At 54.7% G+C, this 22,777-nt stretch carries 33 protein-coding genes; all 33 read right to left on the bottom strand.

Going from position 1 to position 22,777, the window contains the following annotated elements; all coding sequences use genetic code 11:
* Positions 1-164 precede the first annotated feature (164 nt).
* Positions 165-551 carry a 50S ribosomal protein L17 gene (gene rplQ, locus QYH43_RS16710; protein ID WP_040071272.1) on the bottom strand — a complete coding sequence of 129 codons (387 nt, stop codon included), beginning with the start codon at positions 549-551 and terminating at the stop codon, positions 165-167.
* 42 nt (positions 552-593) lie between these two features.
* A complete protein-coding gene (rpoA, locus tag QYH43_RS16715) occupies positions 594-1,595 on the bottom strand; it encodes a DNA-directed RNA polymerase subunit alpha (RefSeq protein ID WP_007970428.1) in 1,002 nt (333 codons plus the stop codon).
* A gap of 22 nt (positions 1,596-1,617) precedes the next feature.
* Complete coding sequence (rpsD, locus tag QYH43_RS16720; RefSeq protein WP_003176404.1) at positions 1,618-2,238, bottom strand: 30S ribosomal protein S4; 621 nt, start codon at positions 2,236-2,238, stop codon at positions 1,618-1,620.
* 18 nt (positions 2,239-2,256) lie between these two features.
* Positions 2,257-2,646 carry a 30S ribosomal protein S11 gene (gene rpsK / locus QYH43_RS16725; RefSeq protein ID WP_002555466.1) on the bottom strand — a complete coding sequence of 130 codons (390 nt, stop codon included), beginning with the start codon at positions 2,644-2,646 and terminating at the stop codon, positions 2,257-2,259.
* A gap of 30 nt (positions 2,647-2,676) precedes the next feature.
* Positions 2,677-3,033: a 30S ribosomal protein S13 gene (rpsM, locus tag QYH43_RS16730; protein ID WP_009045849.1), complete on the bottom strand. Its 357-nt coding sequence runs from the start codon at positions 3,031-3,033 to the stop codon at positions 2,677-2,679.
* A gap of 130 nt (positions 3,034-3,163) precedes the next feature.
* Entirely contained in the window at positions 3,164-3,280 is a 117-nt protein-coding gene (gene rpmJ / locus QYH43_RS16735) for a 50S ribosomal protein L36 (protein ID WP_002555468.1), read from the bottom strand.
* Between the two features lie 27 nt (positions 3,281-3,307).
* Positions 3,308-4,636, bottom strand: a complete 1,329-nt coding sequence (gene secY / locus QYH43_RS16740) for a preprotein translocase subunit SecY (RefSeq protein ID WP_042610655.1) — start codon at positions 4,634-4,636, stop codon at positions 3,308-3,310.
* Positions 4,637-5,074 (bottom strand): 50S ribosomal protein L15, encoded by a 438-nt coding sequence (gene rplO / locus QYH43_RS16745; protein ID WP_003228720.1) that lies wholly within the window; start codon positions 5,072-5,074, stop codon positions 4,637-4,639.
* Positions 5,075-5,077: 3 nt separating this feature from the next.
* Positions 5,078-5,254 carry a 50S ribosomal protein L30 gene (gene rpmD / locus QYH43_RS16750; protein ID WP_003186033.1) on the bottom strand — a complete coding sequence of 59 codons (177 nt, stop codon included), beginning with the start codon at positions 5,252-5,254 and terminating at the stop codon, positions 5,078-5,080.
* A 2-nt stretch (positions 5,255-5,256) separates the two neighbouring features.
* A complete protein-coding gene (gene rpsE, locus QYH43_RS16755) occupies positions 5,257-5,757 on the bottom strand; it encodes a 30S ribosomal protein S5 (protein ID WP_003186035.1) in 501 nt (166 codons plus the stop codon).
* 3 nt (positions 5,758-5,760) lie between these two features.
* Entirely contained in the window at positions 5,761-6,111 is a 351-nt protein-coding gene (gene rplR, locus QYH43_RS16760) for a 50S ribosomal protein L18 (protein WP_053162831.1), read from the bottom strand.
* A gap of 10 nt (positions 6,112-6,121) precedes the next feature.
* Positions 6,122-6,655, bottom strand: a complete 534-nt coding sequence (gene rplF / locus QYH43_RS16765) for a 50S ribosomal protein L6 (protein ID WP_003176412.1) — start codon at positions 6,653-6,655, stop codon at positions 6,122-6,124.
* Between the two features lie 12 nt (positions 6,656-6,667).
* Positions 6,668-7,060 (bottom strand): 30S ribosomal protein S8, encoded by a 393-nt coding sequence (gene rpsH / locus QYH43_RS16770; RefSeq protein ID WP_003186040.1) that lies wholly within the window; start codon positions 7,058-7,060, stop codon positions 6,668-6,670.
* A gap of 209 nt (positions 7,061-7,269) precedes the next feature.
* A complete protein-coding gene (rpsN, locus tag QYH43_RS16775; RefSeq protein ID WP_003176414.1) occupies positions 7,270-7,575 on the bottom strand; it encodes a 30S ribosomal protein S14 in 306 nt (101 codons plus the stop codon).
* Positions 7,576-7,588: 13 nt separating this feature from the next.
* Entirely contained in the window at positions 7,589-8,128 is a 540-nt protein-coding gene (rplE, locus tag QYH43_RS16780; RefSeq protein WP_003210069.1) for a 50S ribosomal protein L5, read from the bottom strand.
* Positions 8,129-8,150: 22 nt separating this feature from the next.
* Positions 8,151-8,465 carry a 50S ribosomal protein L24 gene (gene rplX / locus QYH43_RS16785; RefSeq protein ID WP_095059509.1) on the bottom strand — a complete coding sequence of 105 codons (315 nt, stop codon included), beginning with the start codon at positions 8,463-8,465 and terminating at the stop codon, positions 8,151-8,153.
* An 11-nt stretch (positions 8,466-8,476) separates the two neighbouring features.
* Entirely contained in the window at positions 8,477-8,845 is a 369-nt protein-coding gene (rplN, locus tag QYH43_RS16790) for a 50S ribosomal protein L14 (RefSeq protein WP_002555479.1), read from the bottom strand.
* Positions 8,846-8,868: 23 nt separating this feature from the next.
* The gene (gene rpsQ / locus QYH43_RS16795; RefSeq protein ID WP_003176419.1) at positions 8,869-9,135 is read right to left on the bottom strand and encodes a 30S ribosomal protein S17; all 267 of its coding nucleotides are present in this window, start codon (positions 9,133-9,135) and stop codon (positions 8,869-8,871) included.
* Positions 9,136-9,137: 2 nt separating this feature from the next.
* The gene (rpmC, locus tag QYH43_RS16800) at positions 9,138-9,329 is read right to left on the bottom strand and encodes a 50S ribosomal protein L29 (RefSeq protein ID WP_002555481.1); all 192 of its coding nucleotides are present in this window, start codon (positions 9,327-9,329) and stop codon (positions 9,138-9,140) included.
* Positions 9,329-9,742, bottom strand: a complete 414-nt coding sequence (rplP, locus tag QYH43_RS16805) for a 50S ribosomal protein L16 (RefSeq protein ID WP_003228729.1) — start codon at positions 9,740-9,742, stop codon at positions 9,329-9,331. The genes rpmC and rplP overlap by 1 nt, the downstream gene beginning before the upstream one ends.
* Positions 9,743-9,754: 12 nt before the next feature.
* The gene (gene rpsC, locus QYH43_RS16810; protein ID WP_008065719.1) at positions 9,755-10,441 is read right to left on the bottom strand and encodes a 30S ribosomal protein S3; all 687 of its coding nucleotides are present in this window, start codon (positions 10,439-10,441) and stop codon (positions 9,755-9,757) included.
* Positions 10,442-10,454: 13 nt separating this feature from the next.
* Complete coding sequence (gene rplV / locus QYH43_RS16815; protein ID WP_003103908.1) at positions 10,455-10,787, bottom strand: 50S ribosomal protein L22; 333 nt, start codon at positions 10,785-10,787, stop codon at positions 10,455-10,457.
* Between the two features lie 11 nt (positions 10,788-10,798).
* Positions 10,799-11,074 (bottom strand): 30S ribosomal protein S19, encoded by a 276-nt coding sequence (gene rpsS / locus QYH43_RS16820; RefSeq protein ID WP_002555486.1) that lies wholly within the window; start codon positions 11,072-11,074, stop codon positions 10,799-10,801.
* A gap of 16 nt (positions 11,075-11,090) precedes the next feature.
* Entirely contained in the window at positions 11,091-11,915 is an 825-nt protein-coding gene (gene rplB / locus QYH43_RS16825; RefSeq protein ID WP_003210080.1) for a 50S ribosomal protein L2, read from the bottom strand.
* 14 nt (positions 11,916-11,929) lie between these two features.
* Positions 11,930-12,229 carry a 50S ribosomal protein L23 gene (gene rplW, locus QYH43_RS16830; protein ID WP_002555488.1) on the bottom strand — a complete coding sequence of 100 codons (300 nt, stop codon included), beginning with the start codon at positions 12,227-12,229 and terminating at the stop codon, positions 11,930-11,932.
* On the bottom strand, positions 12,226-12,828 hold the full coding sequence (gene rplD, locus QYH43_RS16835) for a 50S ribosomal protein L4 (RefSeq protein ID WP_003228735.1): 603 nt from the start codon (positions 12,826-12,828) through the stop codon (positions 12,226-12,228). The genes rplW and rplD overlap by 4 nt, the downstream gene beginning before the upstream one ends.
* A gap of 12 nt (positions 12,829-12,840) precedes the next feature.
* Positions 12,841-13,476, bottom strand: a complete 636-nt coding sequence (gene rplC / locus QYH43_RS16840; protein ID WP_003186059.1) for a 50S ribosomal protein L3 — start codon at positions 13,474-13,476, stop codon at positions 12,841-12,843.
* 80 nt (positions 13,477-13,556) lie between these two features.
* Positions 13,557-13,868 carry a 30S ribosomal protein S10 gene (gene rpsJ / locus QYH43_RS16845; protein WP_003186070.1) on the bottom strand — a complete coding sequence of 104 codons (312 nt, stop codon included), beginning with the start codon at positions 13,866-13,868 and terminating at the stop codon, positions 13,557-13,559.
* A 158-nt stretch (positions 13,869-14,026) separates the two neighbouring features.
* Positions 14,027-15,220 (bottom strand): elongation factor Tu, encoded by a 1,194-nt coding sequence (tuf, locus tag QYH43_RS16850; RefSeq protein WP_008053875.1) that lies wholly within the window; start codon positions 15,218-15,220, stop codon positions 14,027-14,029.
* A gap of 31 nt (positions 15,221-15,251) precedes the next feature.
* Entirely contained in the window at positions 15,252-17,357 is a 2,106-nt protein-coding gene (gene fusA / locus QYH43_RS16855; protein ID WP_095059510.1) for an elongation factor G, read from the bottom strand.
* 30 nt (positions 17,358-17,387) lie between these two features.
* Positions 17,388-17,858 (bottom strand): 30S ribosomal protein S7, encoded by a 471-nt coding sequence (gene rpsG / locus QYH43_RS16860; protein WP_002555493.1) that lies wholly within the window; start codon positions 17,856-17,858, stop codon positions 17,388-17,390.
* A 119-nt stretch (positions 17,859-17,977) separates the two neighbouring features.
* A complete protein-coding gene (rpsL, locus tag QYH43_RS16865) occupies positions 17,978-18,349 on the bottom strand; it encodes a 30S ribosomal protein S12 (RefSeq protein ID WP_002555494.1) in 372 nt (123 codons plus the stop codon).
* A 216-nt stretch (positions 18,350-18,565) separates the two neighbouring features.
* Positions 18,566-22,765 (bottom strand): DNA-directed RNA polymerase subunit beta', encoded by a 4,200-nt coding sequence (gene rpoC / locus QYH43_RS16870; RefSeq protein ID WP_053162834.1) that lies wholly within the window; start codon positions 22,763-22,765, stop codon positions 18,566-18,568.
* Positions 22,766-22,777 lie beyond the last annotated feature (12 nt).

A 22,777-nucleotide genomic window follows, 5' to 3' on the forward strand; every position in this document is an offset into this window, starting at 1 on the left:
ACCTACAAATTCATTAACTCGCAGACATCGATAGATAATTTCTACTTATCCTCCCCACTACATCATGACGGCTTGGAGGAAGAAGAGACCTGAACAAACAACACATTTGTTTCAGACACAAAAAACCGGGCACTAGGCCCGGTCCTTTGTTTCAGACTGACGTCTTACTCGGCGGATACAGCTTCGCCGGCAGTAGCACGATCAACCAACTCGACGTACGCCATAGGCGCGTTGTCGCCAGCGCGGAAACCGCACTTGAGGATGCGCAGGTAGCCACCCTCACGGGTAGCGTAACGCTTGCCCAGGTCGTTGAAGAGCTTACCAACGATAGCTTTCGAACGAGTACGGTCGAAAGCCAGACGGCGGTTAGCAACGCTATCTACCTTGGCCAAAGTGATCAGCGGCTCAGCAACGCGACGCAGTTCTTTAGCTTTTGGCAGAGTAGTTTTGATCAGCTCGTGCTCGAACAGCGACACCGCCATGTTTTGAAACATGGCCTTGCGGTGCGAGCTGGTGCGGCTCAGGTGACGACCACTTTTACGATGACGCATGGTTCATTCCTTACCAAACACTACGTTCGGTGATTACGACGATCAGGCAGTCGCCTTGTCGTCCTTCTTAAGACTTGCAGGCGGCCAGTTGTCGAGGCGCATGCCGAGGGACAGACCGCGGGAGGCCAGAACGTCCTTGATTTCAGTCAAGGATTTCTTGCCCAGGTTCGGAGTCTTCAACAGCTCTACTTCGGTACGCTGAATCAGGTCGCCGATGTAGTAGATGTTTTCCGCCTTAAGGCAGTTAGCCGAACGTACAGTCAGTTCCAGATCGTCAACCGGGCGAAGCAGGATCGGATCGATCTCGTCTTCCTGCTCGACAACCACTGGTTCACTGTCACCTTTGAGGTCGACGAACGCAGCCAACTGCTGTTGCAGAATGGTTGCAGCGCGACGGATAGCCTCTTCAGGATCCAGGGTACCGTTGGTTTCCAGATCAATAACCAGCTTGTCCAGGTTAGTACGCTGCTCGACACGGGCGTTTTCCACCACGTATGCGATACGGCGAACCGGGCTGAACGAAGAGTCAAGCTGCAAGCGACCGATGCTGCGGCTTTCGTCTTCATCGCTCTGACGCGAGTCTGCCGGTTCATAACCACGACCACGAGCTACTACTAGCTTCATGTTCAGGGCGCCGTTAGACGCCAGGTTAGCGATTACGTGATCGGGATTAACGATCTCGACATCATGATCCAGCTGAATATCGGCAGCGGTAACCACCCCCGAACCCTTCTTCGACAAGGTCAGCGTAACTTCGTCACGACCGTGCAGCTTGATAGCCAGACCTTTAAGGTTCAACAGGATTTCAATTACGTCTTCCTGTACACCTTCGATGGCGCTGTACTCGTGGAGCACACCGTCAATCTCGGCCTCGACTACTGCACAGCCGGGCATTGAGGACAACAGGATGCGGCGCAGCGCGTTGCCCAGGGTATGGCCAAAGCCACGCTCGAGAGGCTCGAGAGTGATCTTGGCGCGGGTTGGACTGACAACCTGCACGTCAATGTGACGGGGTGTCAGGAACTCATTTACCGAAATCTGCATGGATGCACCTATTTTCTAGCCCTTACTTGGAGTAGAGCTCGACAATCAGGCTTTCGTTGATGTCGGCGGACAGATCACTGCGAGCTGGAACGTTCTTGAAAACGCCCGACTTCTTCTCAGTGTCTACTTCTACCCATTCTACGCGGCCACGTTGGGCACACAGATCGAGAGCTTGGACAATGCGAAGTTGATTTTTTGCTTTCTCGCGAACAGCAACCACGTCACCAGCACGAACCTGGTAGGACGGTACGTTAACGGTCTGACCGTTTACGCTGATCGACTTGTGCGATACCAGCTGACGGGATTCGGCACGAGTCGAACCAAAGCCCATACGGTATACAACGTTGTCCAGACGGCATTCGAGCAGTTGCAGCAGGTTTTCACCGGTTGCACCTTTCTTGCCAGCAGCTTCTTTGTAGTAGCCGCTGAATTGACGCTCGAGAACGCCGTAGATACGACGGACCTTCTGCTTTTCACGCAGTTGGGTGCCGTAGTCGGACTGGCGACCGCGGCGTTGGCCGTGGATACCAGGTGCTGCTTCAATGTTGCACTTCGATTCGATCGCGCGCACGCCGCTCTTCAGGAAGAGATCGGTGCCTTCGCGACGAGCGAGTTTGCATTTTGGACCAATGTAACGAGCCATTCTTTACAATCTCCTGGATTACACGCGGCGCTTCTTCGGCGGACGGCACCCGTTGTGCGGGATTGGCGTCACGTCGGTGATGCTGGCGATCTTGTAGCCACAGCCGTTCAAAGCGCGGACTGCGGATTCACGACCTGGACCTGGACCTTTGACATTGACGTCGAGGTTTTTCAGGCCGTATTCCAGCGCAGCTTGACCAGCACGTTCAGCAGCTACTTGAGCAGCAAACGGGGTGGACTTGCGGGAACCGCGGAAACCCGAACCACCGGAGGTAGCCCAGGAAAGAGCGTTACCTTGACGGTCGGTAATGGTCACGATGGTGTTGTTAAAAGATGCATGGATGTGGGCGATGCCATCAACCACTGTCTTTTTAACTTTTTTACGAGGACGAGCAGCAGGTTTTGCCATGATTAAATTCCTGTCGATTCGCTGGGGCGATTACTTGCGGATCGGCTTACGCGGACCTTTACGGGTACGCGCGTTGGTCTTGGTACGCTGACCGCGTACTGGAAGACCGCGACGATGACGCAGACCGCGATAGCAACCGAGGTCCATCAAGCGCTTGATTTTCATGTTGATTTCGCGACGCAGGTCACCTTCAGTGGTGAACTTCGCCACTTCGCCACGCAGCTGTTCAATTTGCTCGTCGCTCAGATCTTTGATCTTTGCTGCTGGGTTTACCCCAGTCTCTGCACAAATTTTCTGTGCAGTAGTGCGACCAACACCATAGATGTAGGTCAGCGAGATAACAGTATGCTTGTTATCTGGAATGTTAACGCCTGCAATACGGGCCATTCAGTGGGACTCCAATTGACAGCTACCTACGCCCCGGAAGCCAAGAAATAGGGCGCGAGATAATATCGCTGTAATAACAAATAATCAACCCGGTAGCGCACTAGCTACCGGGCTTGAAGCACAATCACACTCAGCCTTGGCGCTGTTTGTGACGCGGTTCCGCGCTGCAAATTACTCGAACAACACCTTCGCGGCGAATAATCTTGCAGTTACGGCACAGCTTTTTCACCGATGCACGAACTTTCATCACCAACTCCTCGAACCTTATGGGTACTCAGCGCAACATGCCGCTGCCGTAACCCTTCAGGTTGGCTTTCTTCATCAGGGATTCGTACTGGTGCGAAACGAGGTGCGATTGTACTTGGGACATGAAGTCCATCACAACCACGACGACGATCAGCAACGAGGTCCCGCCAAGGTAGAACGGAACGTTGGCTGCGACCACCAGGAACTGGGGCAACAGGCACACGGCCGTCATGTAAAGAGCACCGAACATGGTCAAGCGAGTCAGAACGCCGTCAATGTAGCGCGCAGACTGCTCACCTGGACGGATGCCCGGAATAAAGGCACCGGACTTCTTCAGGTTTTCCGCTACGTCTTTCGGATTGAACATCAACGCCGTATAGAAGAAGCAGAAGAAAATAATCCCTGCACTAAACAGCAGAATATTCAACGGCTGACCAGGAGCGATCGACTGCGAGATGTCCTGCAACCAGCCCATACCTTCAGACTGACCGAACCAGGCACCCAACGAAGCCGGGAACAGCAAAATGCTGCTCGCGAAAATAGCCGGAATAACACCGGCCATGTTCACCTTCAGCGGCAAGTGGCTAGTCTGCGCAGCGAAGACCTTGCGGCCCTGCTGACGCTTGGCGTAGTGAACAGCAATACGACGCTGACCACGCTCAATGAACACCACGAAACCGATAATCGCTACTGCCAGCAAACCGATGGCAACCAAGGCGAAGATGTTGATATCGCCCTGACGTGCAGACTCGAAAGACTGCCCGATCGCTCTCGGAAGACCGGCGACGATACCCGAAAAAATCAACATCGAGATACCGTTGCCAACACCACGCTCAGTAATCTGCTCACCCAGCCACATCATGAACATCGCACCAGCCACAAATGTGGTTACCGCGACGAAATGGAAGCCAAAGTCACCAGTGAACGCAACGCCCTGCCCCGCCAGACCAATGGACATGCCAATAGCCTGAACGAGAGCGAGAACGACAGTGCCGTAGCGGGTGTACTGGCTGATCTTGCGACGGCCAGCTTCACCTTCCTTCTTCAACTGCTCCAGCTGCGGGCTGACGGCGGTCATCAATTGCATGATGATCGATGCCGAAATGTACGGCATGATCCCCAGTGCAAAGATGCTCATCCGCTCCAGCGCGCCGCCGGAAAACATGTTGAACAAGCTAAGAATGGTCCCCTCATTCTGTCGAAACAGGTCCGCGAGTCGGTCCGGGTTGATACCTGGAACCGGGATGTGTGCGCCTATTCGGTAGACGATAATCGCCAGGAACAGAAAACGCAGACGAGCCCAGAGTTCAGACATACCGCCTTTGCCGAGCGCAGAGAGAGCACCTTGCTTAGCCATTTATTCCTCGAACTTGCCGCCAGCTGCTTCGATAGCCGCACGCGCACCTTTGGTGGCGCCGATTCCCTTGCCGATAGTGACAGCGCGAGTCACTTCACCGGACAGCATGATTTTCACACGCTGTACGTTGACGTTGATCACGTTGGCATCTTTCAGGGACTGCACGGTGACGATGTCGCCTTCCACTTTAGCCAGCTCGGACAAACGCACTTCTGCGCGATCCATGGCTTTCAGGGAAACGAAACCGAACTTCGGCAGGCGACGATGCAGCGGCTGTTGACCGCCTTCAAAGCCTGGAGCAATGGTGCCACCGGAGCGGGAGGTCTGACCTTTGTGGCCACGGCCACCGGTCTTACCCAAACCGCTACCGATACCACGGCCCGGACGATGCTTTTCGCGACGGGAACCCGGCGCTGGACTCAGATCATTGAGTTTCATCGATTAACCCTCGACACGCAGCATGTAGTAAGCCTTGTTGATCATCCCGCGATTCTCGGGAGTATCCAGGACTTCTACAGTGTGACCGATGCGACGCAGACCAAGACCCTTAACGCACAGTTTGTGGTTAGGGATGCGGCCGGTCATGCTTTTGATCAGCGTAACTTTAACGGTAGCCATGATCAGAAGATCTCCTTGACGCTTTTGCCACGCTTGGCGGCAATGGATTCAGGAGACTGCATAGCCTTCAAACCTTTGAAAGTGGCGTGAACCACGTTTACCGGGTTAGTCGAGCCGTAGCACTTGGCCAGAACGTTCTGAACGCCAGCAACTTCGAGGACAGCACGCATAGCGCCGCCAGCGATGATACCGGTACCTTCAGAAGCAGGCTGCATGTACACCTTCGAAGCGCCGTGAGCGGACTTCATTGCGTACTGCAGAGTGGTGCCGTTCAGATCAACTTGGATCATGTTGCGGCGAGCAGCTTCCATTGCCTTCTGGATCGCAGCAGGCACTTCACGCGACTTGCCACGGCCGAAGCCAACACGGCCTTTACCATCACCAACCACGGTCAACGCGGTGAAAGTGAAGATACGGCCGCCTTTAACGGTTTTGGCTACGCGGTTAACTTGAACCAGCTTCTCAATGTAGCCTTCGTCGCGCTTTTGGTCGTTATTTGACATAACTTAGAACTCCAGCCCAGCTTCACGAGCAGCATCAGCCAGCGCTTTAACGCGGCCGTGGTACTTGAAGCCAGAGCGGTCGAAAGCCACTTGCGAGACGCCAGCGGCCTTAGCACGCGTAGCGACCAGCTGGCCAACCTTAGTGGCCGCGTCGATGTTGCCGGTGGCACCATCACGCAGTTCTTTATCCAAAGTCGAGGCGCTTGCCAGGACTTTGCTGCCGTCGGCCGAAATGACCTGGGCGTAGATGTGCTGCGAAGAGCGGAACACGCAGAGACGCACGACTTCGAGTTCGTGCATTTTCAGGCGTGCTTTGCGAGCGCGACGCAGTCGAGTAACTTTTTTGTCGGTCATTTGCTATGCCCTACTTCTTCTTGGCTTCTTTACGACGGACGACTTCGTCCGCGTAGCGCACACCTTTGCCTTTGTACGGCTCTGGTGGACGGAAGTCGCGGATCTCGGCGGCCACTTGACCTACCAGCTGCTTGTCGATGCCCTTGATCAGGATATCGGTCTGGCTAGGAGTCTCAGCGGTGATGCCTTCCGGCAGTTCGTAATCCACTGGATGCGAGAAGCCAAGAGCCAGGTTCAGCACTGTGCCTTTTGCTTGCGCTTTGTAACCAACACCGACCAGCTGGAGCTTGCGCTCGAAGCCTTGGCTTACGCCTTGGACCATGTTGTTTACCAACGCACGAGTGGTACCAGCCATTGCGCGAGTTTGTTGATCGCCATTGCGAGCAGCGAAACGCAACTCACCGGCTTCTTCAACGATCTCAACGGACGAATGGATGTTCAGTTCAAGAGTGCCCTTGGCACCCTTCACCGAAAGCTGTTGGCCTGCGAATTTTACTTCGACACCGGCTGGCAGCTTAACGGGGTTCTTAGCGACGCGAGACATGCTTATCCCCCCTTAGAACACAGTGCAAAGAACTTCGCCGCCGACACCGGCAGCGCGCGCAGCACGATCAGTCATCACACCCTTGTTGGTGGAGACGATAGACACACCGAGACCGCCACGAACTTTTGGCAGATCATCGACGGACTTGTACTGACGCAGGCCTGGACGGCTAACGCGCTTCACTTCTTCGATAACCGGACGGCCTTCGAAGTACTTCAGCTCGATGGACAGCAGTGGTTTGATTTCGCTGCTGATCTGATAACCCGCAATGTAACCTTCGTCCTTCAGGACTTTGGCAACAGCTACCTTCAACGTGGAAGATGGCATGCTTACGACGGACTTTTCAGCCATCTGGGCATTACGGATACGAGTTAGCATGTCCGCTAACGGGTCCTGCATACTCATGGGCTAGACGCTCCTAATACAAAAAAATTAGCCTTGCGGCTATTACGTGTCGCCGAGAATCTCCGAGCATGAAAAACACGGGCTCAGGCGAGCCGGGTATTCTAGACACACTCCGGAAATGAAACAAGCCCCAAAAGGGGCTTGTTTCAGATTCAAGGCCACCGGTGGTCAGGATCTTTCGATCCTGGACACCGAGACTTTGACAGTACTTACCAGCTGGCTTTAACCAGACCCGGTACGTCACCACGCATGGCAGCTTCACGCAGTTTGTTACGGCCGAGGCCGAACTTGCGGTAAACGCCGTGTGGACGACCGGTCAGGCGGCAGCGGTTACGCATGCGCGAAGCGCTTGCGTCACGTGGCTGCTTCTGCAGAGCTACTGTAGCTTCCCAACGCGCTTCTGGACTTGCGTTCAGATCAACGATGATAGCTTTCAGTGCTGCACGCTTTTTGGCGTACTTGGCAACCGTGAGCTGACGCTTCAGCTCGCGGTTTTTCATGCTCATCTTGGCCATGGTCCTACTCCAATCAGTTGCGGAACGGGAATTTGAACGCACGCAGCAGAGCGCGGCCTTCATCATCGTTCTTGGCAGTGGTGGTCAGGGTGATGTCCAGACCGCGGAGAGCATCGATCTTGTCGTAGTCGATTTCCGGGAAGATGATCTGCTCTTTCACGCCCATGCTGTAGTTACCACGACCATCGAAGGACTTGGCATTCAGGCCGCGGAAGTCGCGAACCCGAGGCAGGGAGATCGACAGCAGACGATCCAGGAACTCGTACATACGCTCACGGCGCAGGGTCACTTTGACGCCGATCGGCCAACCTTCACGGACTTTAAAGCCAGCGATGGATTTCCGAGCGTAGGTCACAACGACTTTCTGGCCGGTGATCTTTTCCAGGTCAGCAACAGCGTGCTCGATGACTTTTTTGTCGCCGATCGCTTCGCCCAGACCCATGTTTAGGGTGATTTTGGTAACGCGCGGAACTTCCATCACGTTCGAAAGCTTAAGTTCTTCCTTAAGTTTCGGAGCAATTTCCTTCCGGTAAATCTCTTTTAGTCGTGCCATGGTCTCATCTACCTAGCAGTGTTCAAGCATCAACCGCTTTTTGGGTCGACTTGAAGACACGAATTTTCTTGCCGTCTTCTACTTTGAAACCAACGCGGTCAGCCTTGTTGGTTTCGCTGTTGAAAATGGCGACGTTAGAAGCATCCAGTGGAGCTTCTTTTTCGACGATACCGCCCTGCACGCCCGACATCGGGTTAGGCTTGGTATGACGCTTGACCAGGTTCAGACCACCAATAACCAGACGGTTGTTAGCGAGAACCTTAAGCACCTTACCGCGCTTACCTTTGTCTTTGCCGGCGATCACGATGATCTCGTCGTCACGACGAATCTTTTGCATGTCGGATCTCCTTACAGCACTTCTGGGGCGAGCGAGACGATCTTCATGAACTTCTCAGTACGAAGTTCACGGGTCACTGGCCCAAAGATACGGGTGCCGATCGGCTCTTGCTTGTTGTTCAGAAGAACAGCAGCGTTGCCATCAAAGCGGATAATGGAGCCATCAGCACGGCGTACGCCGTGACGAGTGCGGACTACAACAGCAGTCATCACTTGGCCTTTTTTCACTTTACCGCGAGGAATTGCTTCCTTGACGGTAACTTTGATGATGTCACCGATACCAGCGTAACGACGATGGGAGCCACCCAGCACCTTGATGCACATAACACGGCGAGCGCCGCTGTTATCGGCCACATCGAGCATGGATTGAGTCTGAATCATATAATTTCTCCGACCCCTAGTCCTTAGACTTCCACAGCGCGTTCGAGAACATCAACCAGCGCCCAAGACTTGGTCTTGGCCAAAGGACGAGTTTCACGAATAGTGACTTTGTCGCCGATGTGGCACTGATTGGTTTCGTCGTGCGCGTGCAGCTTAGTCGAACGCTTAACGTATTTACCGTAGATCGGGTGCTTAACGCGACGCTCGATCAGAACGGTGATGGTTTTGTCCATCTTGTCGCTGACAACACGGCCAGTCAGCGTACGGACAGTTTTTTCGGCTTCAGCCATGATTACTTACCTGCCTGCTGGTTGAGCACAGTCTTCACGCGAGCGATGTCACGCTTAACTTGCGAGAGCAGATGAGACTGCCCCAACTGGCCAGTTGCTTTCTGCATACGCAGATTGAACTGGTCGCGCAGCAAGCCGAGCAGTTGCTCGTTCAGCTGCTGTGCGGATTTTTCACGAAGTTCATTCGCTTTCATCACATCACCGTCCGTTTAACAAAGGAGGTGGCGAGCGGCAGCTTTGCAGCAGCCAGGGCGAAAGCCTCACGCGCCAGCTCTTCAGAAACACCCTCGATTTCATACAGGACTTTGCCTGGCTGAATCTGGGCAACCCAGTATTCGACGTTACCCTTACCTTTACCCATCCGAACTTCGAGTGGCTTCTTGGAAATAGGCTTGTCCGGGAATACACGGATCCAGATCTTGCCGCCACGTTTTACGTGACGGGTCAGTGCACGACGCGCTGACTCGATCTGACGAGCGGTGAGACGACCACGAGCAACAGACTTCAGCGCGAACTCGCCGAAGCTGACTTTGCTACCGCGCAATGCCAGGCCACGGTTGTGACCAGTCATTTGCTTGCGGAACTTCGTACGCTTTGGTTGCAACATTTGGCGTACCCCTTACTTAGCAGCTTTTTTACGAGGCGCTGGTGCTTGTGGTTTCAGTTCTTCTTGGCGACCACCAATTACTTCGCCTTTGAAGATCCAAACCTTTACACCGATCACACCGTAAGTGGTGTGAGCTTCGTAGTTGGCATAGTCGATGTCGGCACGCAGGGTGTGCAGTGGCACACGACCTTCGCGATACCATTCAGTACGTGCGATTTCAGCACCGCCGAGACGACCGCTCACTTGGATTTTGATGCCTTTGGCACCAATGCGCATGGCGTTCTGTACAGCGCGCTTCATAGCGCGACGGAACATTACACGACGCTCCAGCTGCTGAGCTACGCTCTGCGCAACCAGCATACCGTCGAGCTCCGGCTTGCGGATCTCTTCGATATTGATGTGCACAGGCACACCCATTTGCTTGGTCAGGTCCTGACGCAGTTTCTCAACATCTTCACCTTTCTTCCCGATAACGATACCTGGACGAGCGGTGTGGATGGTGATACGTGCAGTTTGGGCCGGACGATGGATATCGATACGGCTTACGGACGCGCTTTTTAGTTTGTCTTGGAGATACTCACGCACCTTCAGATCTGCGAGCAAATAGTCCGCATAAGTCCGACCGTCTGCGTACCAGACGGAGGTGTGCTCCTTGACGATTCCCAGGCGAATGCCAATGGGATGTACTTTCTGACCCATCTCTTCGACTCCGTTACTTGTCAGCAACCTTGACAGTGATATGGCAAGACCGCTTGACGATGCGATCAGCACGGCCTTTGGCACGTGGCATGATGCGCTTCAGCGAACGCCCTTCGTTGACGAAAACGGTGCTGACCTTGAGGTCATCAACGTCTGCGCCTTCGTTATGCTCGGCGTTGGCTACGGCCGACTCCAGCACTTTCTTCATGATCTCGGCGGCTTTCTTACTGCTGAAAGCCAACAGGTTGAGCGCTTCGCCCACCTTCTTCCCGCGGATCTGGTCGGCGACCAAGCGGGCTTTCTGGGCGGAGATTCGAGCGCCCGACAACTTAGCGGCTACTTCCATTTCCTAACCCCTTAACGCTTGGCTTTCTTGTCTGCCACGTGCCCGCGATAAGTGCGGGTACCGGCGAACTCGCCCAGTTTGTGGCCGACCATGTCTTCGTTCACGAGAACTGGGACGTGCTGGCGACCGTTGTGTACTGCGATGGTCAAACCGACCATTTGTGGCAGGATCATCGAACGACGCGACCAGGTTTTCACCGGCTTGCGATCGTTCTTTTCCGCCGCCACTTCGATCTTCTTCAGTAGGTGAAGATCGATAAAAGGACCTTTTTTCAGAGAACGTGGCACTGTCGTATCCCTCTATTTACTTGCGACGACGGACGATCATTTTGTCGGTACGCTTATTACCACGAGTCTTCGCGCCCTTAGTCGGGAAGCCCCATGGCGATACCGGATGACGACCACCAGAGGTACGACCTTCACCACCACCATGTGGGTGGTCAACCGGGTTCATGGCAACACCACGAACGGTTGGGCGAACGCCACGCCAGCGTTTGGCACCAGCTTTACCCAGCGAACGCAGGCTGTGCTCGGAGTTCGAGACTTCGCCCAGGGTCGCACGGCATTCAGCCAGAACTTTACGCATCTCACCGGAACGCAGACGCAGGGTAACGTACACACCTTCACGAGCGATCAGCTGAGCCGAAGCACCAGCGGAACGAGCGATCTGTGCGCCTTTACCTGGCTTCAATTCGATGCCGTGTACGGTGCTACCAACTGGAATGTTGCGCAGTTGCAGAGCGTTGCCCGGCTTGATCGGTGCCAAAGCACCTGCGATCAGCTGGTCGCCAGCGCTCACGCCTTTAGGGGCGATGATGTAGCGACGCTCGCCATCTGCGTACAGCAGCAGAGCGATGTGAGCAGTACGGTTTGGATCGTATTCGATACGCTCGACAGTGGCAGCGATGCCATCTTTGTCGTTGCGACGGAAGTCGACCAGACGATAATGCTGCTTATGACCACCACCGATGTGACGAGTGGTAATACGGCCATTGTTGTTACGACCACCAGTCTTCGATTTCTTCTCGAGCAGCGGTGCGTGAGGAGCGCCTTTATGCAGCTCCTGGTTGACCACCTTGACCACAAAACGGCGGCCAGGGGAAGTCGGTTTGCATTTAACGATTGCCATGATGCACCCCTTCCTTACTCAGCACTGCTGCTGAAATCGAGATCTTGGCCTGGTTGAAGGGAGATAACTGCCTTCTTCCAGTCATTACGCTTGCCCAGACCGCGAGCAGTGCGCTTGCTCTTACCCAGAACGTTCAGGGTAGTAACACGCTCTACTTTCACGCTGAACAGGCTTTCGACGGCCTTCTTGATTTCCAGCTTGGTTGCGTCAGTAGCAACCTTGAAAACGAACTGGCCTTTCTTGTCTGCCAGAACCGTAGCCTTCTCGGAAACGTGCGGGCCAAGCAGAACTTTAAATACGCGTTCCTGGTTCATCCCAGCAGCTCCTCGAATTTCTTCACGGCCGACACGGTGATCAACACCTTGTCGTATGCGATCAGACTAACTGGATCGGAACCTTGCACGTCACGTACATCAACGTGTGGCAGGTTACGAGCAGCCAGGTACAGGTTCTGATCAACAGCGTCCGACACGATCAAAACGTCGGTCAGGCTCATGTTGTTCAGCTTGCCCAGCAGGTCTTTGGTTTTCGGCGTTTCAACGGCGAAATCCTGAACCACAACCAGACGATCAGTACGCACCAGCTCAGCAAGGATGGAACGCATTGCTGCGCGATACATCTTCTTGTTCAGCTTCTGGGAGTGATCCTGAGGACGAGCTGCGAAAGTGGTACCGCCGCCACGCCAGATTGGGCTACGGATAGTACCGGCACGAGCACGGCCAGTACCTTTCTGACGCCAAGGGCGCTTACCGCCACCACGAACGTCGGAACGGGTCTTTTGCTGCTTGCTACCTTGACGGCCGCCGGCCATGTAGGCCACGACTGCTTGGTGAACCAGCGTCTCGTTGAATTCGCCGCCAAATGTCAGTTCGGAAACTTCGATCGCTTGAGCGTCATTTACATTTAATTGCATGTCAGCTTCCCCTTAACCGCGAGCCTTGGCTGCTGGACGTACAACCAAGTTGCCGCCAGTAGCGCCAGGAACAGCGCCCTTGACCAACAACAGATTGCGTTCAGCGTCCACGCGCACTACTTCGAGGGACTGCACGGTCACGCGCTCAGCGCCCATATGACCGGACATTTTTTTGCCCTTGAATACACGACCAGGAGTCTGGCACTGGCCGATAGAGCCTGGAACGCGGTGGGATACGGAGTTACCGTGGGTATTATCTTGCCCGCGGAAATTCCAACGCTTGATCGTACCCTGGAAGCCTTTACCCTTGGACTGACCGGTTACATCAACCAGTTGACCAGCGGCGAAGATTTCAGCGTTGATCAGATCGCCGGCCTGGTACTCGCCTTCTTCAAGGCGGAATTCCATTACGGTACGACCAGCGGCAACGTTCGCTTTAGCGAAGTGGCCAGCCTGAGCTGCTGTTACACGCGAAGCACGACGCTCGCCGACAGTGACTTGCACTGCACGATAGCCATCGGTCTCTTCAGTTTTGAACTGGGTGACGCGATTCGGCTCGATCTCAATGACCGTGACCGGAATGGAGACACCTTCTTCGGTGAAAATACGGGTCATACCGCATTTACGACCGACTACACCAATAGTCATGTTGTAAACCTCATGAGTGTACGGGGCTTTCACCCGCTATGGCCGCCCATTTCAGAGCGTTACACGACTAAGACCGAGTCTTAGCCGAGGCTGATCTGCACTTCCACACCGGCCGCAAGATCAAGCTTCATAAGAGCATCAACGGTTTTATCCGTTGGCTGGACGATGTCCAGAACGCGCTTATGAGTGCGGATCTCGTACTGATCACGCGCGTCTTTGTTGACGTGCGGGGAGACCAGAACGGTGAACCGCTCTTTACGGGTAGGCAGTGGAATTGGACCACGCACTTGAGCACCAGTACGTTTCGCGGTTTCCACGATTTCCTGGGTTGATTGGTCGATCAGGCGATGGTCGAAAGCCTTCAACCTGATACGGATTTGCTGATTTTGCATTGGATTTCAGACTCCGGCTGCTATTCCCACCGAGCGCAATACGCCCGTTAAAAGGAGGCGCAATTCTATAGACGCCCCAGATAGGTGTCAACCCAATAAAAAAGCCCCCGCTGAGCGGAGGCTTTTTCAAAGCATCGAAGCTATCTCAAAAGAGACGCTTACTCGATGATTTTGGCTACGACGCCAGCGCCGACGGTACGACCGCCTTCACGGATAGCGAAACGCAGGCCGTCTTCCATTGCGATGGTCTTGATCAGGGTAACTTCCATCTGGATGTTATCACCTGGCATTACCATTTCAACGCCTTCTGGCAGCTGGCAGTTACCAGTCACGTCAGTAGTACGGAAGTAGAACTGTGGACGGTAGCCTTTGAAGAACGGAGTGTGACGACCGCCTTCTTCCTTGCTCAGAACGTAAACTTCTGCGGTGAACTTGGTGTGCGGCTTAACCGAACCTGGCTTAACCAGAACCTGGCCACGCTCAACGTCGTCACGCTTGGTACCACGCAGCAGAACGCCGCAGTTCTCGCCAGCACGACCTTCGTCGAGCAGCTTGCGGAACATTTCAACACCGGTGCAGGTGGTGGTGGTGGTGTCACGCAGACCAACGATTTCCAGTGCATCTTGAACGCGAACGATACCGCGCTCGATACGACCAGTCACAACAGTACCACGACCCGAGATCGAGAATACGTCTTCGATTGGCATCAGGAATGGCTTGTCGATAGCACGCTCTGGTTCTGGGATGTAGCTGTCCAGAGTTTCAACCAGTTTACGAACGGCAGTGGTGCCCATTTCGTTGTCGTCTTTGCCTTCCAGCGCCATACGAGCCGAACCGATGATGATTGGAGTGTCATCGCCCGGGAAGTCGTAGGTGGACAGCAGGTCGCGAACTTCCATCTCGACCAGTTCCAGCAGCTCAGCGTCGTCTACCAGGTCAGCCTTGTTCAGGAAAACCACGATGTACGGAACGCCTACCTGACGGGACAGCAGGATGTGCTCACGGGTTTGTGGCATCGGACCATCAGCGGCCGAGCAAACCAGGATCGCGCCGTCCATCTGGGCAGCACCGGTGATCATGTTCTTCACGTAGTCAGCGTGACCTGGGCAGTCAACGTGAGCGTAGTGACGGATCTTCGAGTTGTACTCGACGTGCGCGGTGTTGATGGTGATACCACGAGCTTTTTCTTCTGGCGCGCTGTCGATTTTATCGAAATCAACGATTGCGGAACCGAAAACCTCGGAGCAAACGCGAGTCAGAGCTGCGGTCAGAGTGGTTTTACCATGGTCAACGTGACCGATGGTGCCAACGTTGACGTGCGGAAGGGAACGATCAAATTTTTCTTTAGCCACGACAATTAACTCCTAGCCTAAAGGGGCTGAATCAGCCTTGTTTTTTGGTTACAGTTTCGACGATGTGCGACGGAGCTGTATTGTATTTTTTGAATTCCATAGAGTAGCTTGCGCGACCCTGGGACATGGAACGAACGTCGGTCGCATAACCGAACATCTCGCCCAACGGAACTTCAGCACGAATTACTTTGCCGGAGACCGTATCTTCCATACCCAAAATCATGCCGCGACGACGATTGAGGTCGCCCATCACGTCACCCATATAGTCTTCAGGCGTAACAACCTCAACCGCCATGATCGGCTCAAGCAACTCACCACCGCCCTTCTGGGCCAGTTGCTTGGTCGCCATGGAAGCTGCCACCTTAAACGCCATCTCGTTCGAGTCGACGTCGTGGTAAGAACCATCGAACACGGTAGCCTTCAGGCCGATCAGCGGATAGCCGGCAACAACGCCGTTCTTCATCTGCTCTTCGATACCCTTCTGGATTGCCGGGATGTATTCCTTAGGAACCACACCACCTACCACTTCGTTCAGGAATTGCAGACCTTCCTGACCTTCGTCAGCAGGAGCAAAACGAATCCAGCAATGACCGAACTGGCCACGACCGCCGGACTGACGAACGAACTTGCCTTCGATTTCGCAGCTCTTCGTGATGCGCTCACGATAGGAAACCTGAGGCTTACCGATGTTGGCTTCGACGTTGAACTCACGGCGCATCCGGTCAACCAGGATGTCCAGGTGCAGCTCGCCCATGCCAGAGATGATCGTTTGACCAGTCTCTTCATCAGTTTTGACGCGGAAAGACGGGTCTTCCTGAGCAAGCTTGCCCAGAGCGATACCCATTTTTTCCTGGTCATCCTTGGTCTTAGGCTCTACGGCAACCGAAATAACCGGCTCCGGGAAGTCCATGCGAACCAGGATGATTGGCTTATCAGCGTTGCACAAGGTTTCACCAGTGGTGACGTCCTTCATGCCGATCAGGGCCGCGATGTCGCCAGCGCGCACTTCCTTGATCTCTTCACGGGCGTTTGCGTGCATCTGCACCATACGACCCACGCGCTCTTTCTTGCCCTTGACCGAGTTGATCACGCCGTCGCCGGAGGCCAACACGCCCGAGTAAACGCGGACGAAGGTCAAAGTACCCACGAATGGGTCGGTAGCGATCTTGAACGCCAGAGCCGAGAACGGCTCGTTGTCGTCTGCATGACGCTCCATTTGCTTTTCCTCGTCATCCGGGTCAGTACCCTTGATGGCAGGAATGTCGCTTGGAGCAGGCAGGTAGTCGATAACGGCGTCGAGAACCAGGGGAACGCCCTTGTTCTTGAAGGAAGAACCGCAAACAGCAAGAACGATCTCACCAGCGATAGTACGCTGACGCAGAGCGGTCTTGATTTCCTCGATGGTGAGTTCTTCACCCTCCAGGTACTTGTTCATCAGCTCTTCGCTGGCTTCAGCCGCAGCCTCAACCATGTTGCTGCGCCACTCTTCAGCCAATTCCTGCAGCTCAGCAGGGATAGCCTCACGACGTGGAGTCATGCCTTTGTCAGCATCGTTCCAGTAAACCGCTTCCATGGTCATCAGATCGATCTGACCCTGGAAGTTGTCTTCGGAACCGATAGCCAACTGGATTGGCACCGGGGTGTGACCCAGACGCTGCTTGATCTGAGCGATCACGCGCAGGAAGTTCGCACCAGCACGGTCCATTTTGTTCACGTAAACGATACGCGGAACACCGTACTTGTTGGCTTGACGCCATACGGTTTCGGACTGAGGCTCAACACCGGAAGTACCACAGAACACAACGACCGCGCCGTCGAGTACACGCAGGGAACGCTCAACTTCAATGGTGAAGTCTACGTGGCCCGGGGTGTCAATGACGTTGAAACGGTAGTTGTCTTTGTGCTGCTTCGCAGAACCCTGCCAGAAAGCGGTAATAGCAGCAGAAGTAATGGTAATACCACGCTCCTGCTCCTGAACCATCCAGTCCGTGGTCGCGGCGCCGTCATGCACCTCGCCCATCTTGTGGCTTTTGCCAGTGTAAAAAAGGACGCGCTCGGTGGTGGTGGTTTTACCAGCATCCACGTGAGCAACGATACCAATGTTACGGTAGCGATTAATCGGTGTAGTACGAGCCATAAAGCCCTCGCAAAATTAGTGACGCAAAAATTAGAAGCGGTAGTGCGAGAAAGCTTTGTTAGCTTCAGCCATACGGTGCACGTCTTCACGCTTCTTAACTGCAGCACCTTTACCTTCGGCAGCGTCCAGCAATTCGCCAGCCAAACGCAGAGCCATAGACTTCTCGCCGCGCTTACGGGCGAAGTCTACCAACCAGCGCATTGCCAGAGCGTTACGACGGGACGGACGAACTTCAACCGGAACCTGGTAAGTAGCACCGCCTACACGGCGCGACTTCACTTCGACCAGCGGAGCGATGGCGTCGAGAGCTTTCTCGAAGATTTCCAGGGGGTCGCTGTTCTTGCGTTCTTTAACCTTTTCCAGCGCGCCATAAACGATACGCTCGGCAACGGCTTTCTTGCCGCTTTCCATCACGTGGTTCATGAACTTGGCCAGAATTTGGCTTCCGTATTTTGGATCGTCAAGCACTTCGCGCTTGGCTGCTACGCGTCTTCTTGGCATGGATAAGCCCTCAAACGGTCTTCAGGTTCGCTCGGAATCGGTGCCCATCAAGGGACGCCTCCGACCTTACTCTTATCGACTCAGAAAAATAGAAAATCAGTTTTTACAAAAAGCCGCTACTACTTAGGCTTCTTGGTACCGTACTTCGAACGACCCTGGTTACGACCTTTAACGCCGGAAGTATCCAAGGAGCCGCGTACGGTGTGGTAACGAACACCTGGCAAGTCTTTTACACGACCGCCGCGGATCAGTACCACGCTGTGCTCTTGCAGGTTGTGGCCTTCACCGCCGATGTACGAGGAAACCTCGAAACCGTTGGTCAGACGCACACGGCATACTTTACGCAGTGCCGAGTTAGGTTTTTTCGGCGTGGTGGTGTACACACGGGTGCACACGCCACGGCGTTGCGGGCAGTTCTGCAGCGCAGGCACGTCGGATTTCTCGACGATACGCTTACGCGGCTGACGTACCAGCTGGTTGATAGTTGCCATCTACTAGCTCCACTGTTGTCTTGCGACGCTATTGTCTTGCAAGAAAAGCAAAATGGCAGGAACGAATTCCCGCCAAATTTAGGGGTACAAGAGTCTAAAGAGGATCTTGCCCCCAGTCAAGGCAAGGCCCCGACCTCTCCCCTCATCCAACCTCGACAAATTGTCTCGATTCGATGAACGGAGCGACCAGGGCCTTACGCTCATTTACCGCAGAACTCAGTTACCGCTCGAGTTCAGCGCTTCGGTCAGTGCAGCTTCCACTTCACTGGCGCTTACGCGCAACGGCTTGTCAGCATCACGGCGGCGCTTACGCTCGCTGTGATAGGCCAGGCCGGTACCAGCCGGGATCAGACGACCCACGACCACGTTTTCTTTCAGGCCGCGCAGGTAATCGCGCTTGCCGGTTACCGCCGCCTCGGTCAGTACGCGAGTGGTTTCCTGGAAGGAAGCCGCCGAGATGAACGATTCGGTGGACAACGACGCCTTGGTGATACCCAGCAGAACGCGAGTGAACTTGGAGACAAATTTGTCTTCGCCGCTCAAACGTTCGTTCTCTACCAATACGTGAGTCAATTCCATCTGGTCGCCCTTGATGAAACTGGAATCGCCGGATTCAGCGATTTCAACTTTACGCAGCATCTGACGCAGGATGGTCTCGATGTGCTTGTCGTTGATCTTCACGCCTTGCAGACGATAAACGTCCTGGATCTCGTTAACAATGTACTTGGCCAGCGCACTCACACCCAGCAGACGCAGGATGTCGTGTGGATCGCTTGGACCATCGGAGATAACTTCGCCGCGGTTTACCTGTTCGCCTTCGAACACGTTCAGGTGACGCCACTTTGGAATCAGCTCTTCATACGGATCGCTACCGTCGTTCGGGGTAATAACCAGACGGCGCTTGCCTTTGGTCTCTTTACCGAACGCGATGGTGCCGCTGACTTCAGCCAGAATCGACGCTTCTTTCGGACGACGAGCTTCGAACAAGTCGGCAACACGCGGCAGACCACCGGTGATGTCACGGGTCTTCGAAGTTTCTTGCGGGATACGAGCGATAACATCACCGATCGCGATCTTCGCACCATCCGCCACACCGACCAGGGCGTTGGCTGGCAGGAAGTACTGAGCAATAACGTCAGTCCCTGGCAGCAACAGATCCTTGCCGTTGTCGTCGACCATCTTAACGGCAGGACGGATGTCCTTGCCGGCAGCTGGACGATCTTTGGCGTCGAGTACTTCAATGTTGGTCATACCGGTCAATTCGTCAGTCTGACGCTTGATCGTGATGCCTTCTTCCATGCCCACGTAGGTCACGGTACCTTTCATTTCGGTAACGATTGGGTGAGTGTGCGGATCCCACTTGGCCACGATAGCGCCAGCTTCGACCTTGTCACCTTCTTTAACCGAAATCACAGCACCGTATGGCAGCTTGTAACGCTCGCGCTCACGACCGAAGTCGTCAGCGATCGCCAATTCACCGGAACGGGACACTGCAACCAGGCAACCATCCACTCGCTCAACGTGCTTCAGGTTATGCAGACGGACGGTACCGCCATTCTTCACCTGAACGCTGTCGGCTGCGGAGGTCCGGCTTGCCGCACCACCGATGTGGAACGTACGCATGGTCAGCTGGGTACCCGGCTCACCGATGGACTGGGCGGCGATAACGCCGACCGCTTCACCGATGTTCACCTGGTGACCACGAGCCAGGTCACGGCCGTAGCACTTGGCGCAAATACCGAAGCGGGTTTCGCAGCTGATCGGCGAACGCACGATCACTTCGTCGATGCTGTTCAGCTCGATGAACTCGACCCACTTCTCGTCTACCAGGGTGCCGGCAGGAACGATGACGTCCTCGGTACCTGGCTTGAATACGTCACGGGCGATAACTCGACCCAATACGCGCTCACCCAGCGGCTCTACAACGTCACCGCCTTCAATGTGCGGAGTCATCAGCAGACCGTGTTCGGTGCCGCAATCGATCTCGGTTACAACCAGATCCTGCGCCACGTCTACCAGACGACGAGTCAGGTAACCCGAGTTCGCCGTTTTCAACGCGGTATCCGCCAGACCCTTACGAGCACCGTGAGTGGAGATGAAGTACTGAAGTACGCTCAAGCCTTCACGGAAGTTCGCAGTAATCGGCGTTTCAATGATGGAACCGTCCGGCTTGGCCATCAGGCCACGCATACCGGCCAGCTGACGAATCTGTGCTGCGGAACCCCGCGCACCCGAGTCGGCCATCATGTACATCGAGTTGAAAGATTCCTGGTCGACTTCGACGCCATGACGGTCGATGACTTTCTCTTTCGAGAGGTTGGCCATCATCGCCTTGGAAACTTCGTCGTTCGCCTTGGACCAAAGGTCGATCACTTTGTTGTACTTCTCGCCCTGGGTTACCAGGCCGGAGGCGTACTGGCTTTCGATCTCTTTCACTTCATCAGTAGCAGCATTGATGATGCGGGCTTTTTCATCCGGGATAACGAAGTCGTTAACACCGATGGAAACGCCGGAAATGGTCGAATAAGCAAAACCGGTGTACATCAACTGGTCAGCGAAGATCACAGTCTCTTTCAAACCAACCACGCGGTAGCACTGGTTGATCAGCTTGGAGATTGCCTTTTTCTTCATCGGCAGGTTGACGACGTCGTACGACAGACCTTTTGGCACAACCTGGAACAACAGAGCGCGGCCGACAGTGGTGTCGACAATACGGGTATTGCTCACGCTGCCGCCATCACGGTCGTTGACGGTTTCGTTGATCCGGACTTTGACCTTGGCGTGCAGTGCGGCTTCGCCGGCACGGAACACACGGTCAACTTCCTGCAGATCCGCGAACACACGACCTTCGCCCTTGGCGTTGATCGCTTCACGAGTCATGTAGTACAGACCCAATACAACGTCCTGCGACGGAACGATGATTGGCTCACCGTTGGCTGGCGACAGAATGTTGTTGGTCGACATCATCAACGCACGCGCTTCGAGCTGGGCTTCCAGCGTCAGCGGTACGTGCACGGCCATTTGGTCACCGTCGAAGTCGGCGTTGTACGCAGCACAGACCAGAGGGTGCAGCTGGATAGCCTTACCTTCGATCAGTACCGGTTCAAACGCCTGGATACCCAGACGGTGAAGGGTCGGTGCACGGTTGAGAAGAACCGGGTGTTCGCGAATCACTTCAGCAAGAACGTCCCAAACCTCTGGCAGCTCGCGCTCGACCATCTTCTTGGCAGCCTTGATGGTGGTAGCGAGACCACGCATTTCAAGCTTGCCGAAAATGAACGGCTTGAACAGCTCCAGAGCCATCTTCTTCGGAAGACCGCACTGGTGCAGACGCAGGGTCGGACCTACGGTAATTACCGAACGACCGGAGTAGTCAACACGCTTACCGAGCAAGTTCTGACGGAAACGACCCTGCTTACCCTTGATCATGTCAGCCAGGGATTTCAGAGGACGCTTGTTGGAACCGGTGATAGCACGGCCACGACGACCGTTGTCGAGCAGTGCGTCGACGGCTTCCTGCAACATACGCTTTTCGTTGCGCACGATGATGTCCGGAGCGGACAGATCAAGCAGGCGCTTCAAGCGGTTGTTACGGTTGATCACTCGACGATACAGATCGTTGAGGTCGGAAGTCGCGAAGCGACCACCATCCAGCGGGACCAGCGGACGCAGATCTGGCGGCAGAACCGGCAGAACGGTCAGTACCATCCACTCTGGCAGGTTGCCGGAACCCTGGAAGGCTTCCATCAACTTCAGACGCTTGGACAGCTTCTTGATCTTGGTTTCGGAGTTGGTTTGCGGAATTTCTTCACGCAGACGGCCAATCTCGTGCTCCAGGTCGATCGCGTGCAGCAGTTCACGGACAGCTTCGGCACCCATGCGGGCATCGAAATCGTCGCCGAACTCTTCCAGCGCTTCGAAGTACTGCTCGTCGTTGAGCAGCTGACCTTTTTCAAGGGTGGTCATGCCTGGATCGATAACGACGTAGCTCTCGAAGTAGAGAACGCGCTCGATATCACGCAGGGTCATGTCCATCAGCAAGCCGATACGCGACGGCAGCGACTTCAGGAACCAGATGTGGGCAACTGGCGAGGCCAGTTCGATGTGCGCCATGCGCTCACGACGAACTTTTGCCAGCGCGACTTCAACGCCGCACTTCTCGCAGATCACACCACGGTGCTTCAAGCGCTTGTACTTACCGCACAGGCACTCGTAATCCTTTACCGGGCCAAAGATCTTGGCGCAGAACAGGCCGTCACGCTCAGGTTTGAACGTACGGTAGTTGATGGTTTCCGGCTTTTTAACTTCACCGAACGACCACGAACGGATCATCTCAGGCGATGCCAATCCGATACGGATGGCGTCGAACTCTTCGACTTGACCCTGGTTTTTCAGCAAATTCAGTAGGTCTTTCAAGGCCTTTCCTCC

It is taken from the genome of Pseudomonas sp. C32 (genome assembly GCF_030417915.1).
Lineage (GTDB): Bacteria > Pseudomonadota > Gammaproteobacteria > Pseudomonadales > Pseudomonadaceae > Aquipseudomonas.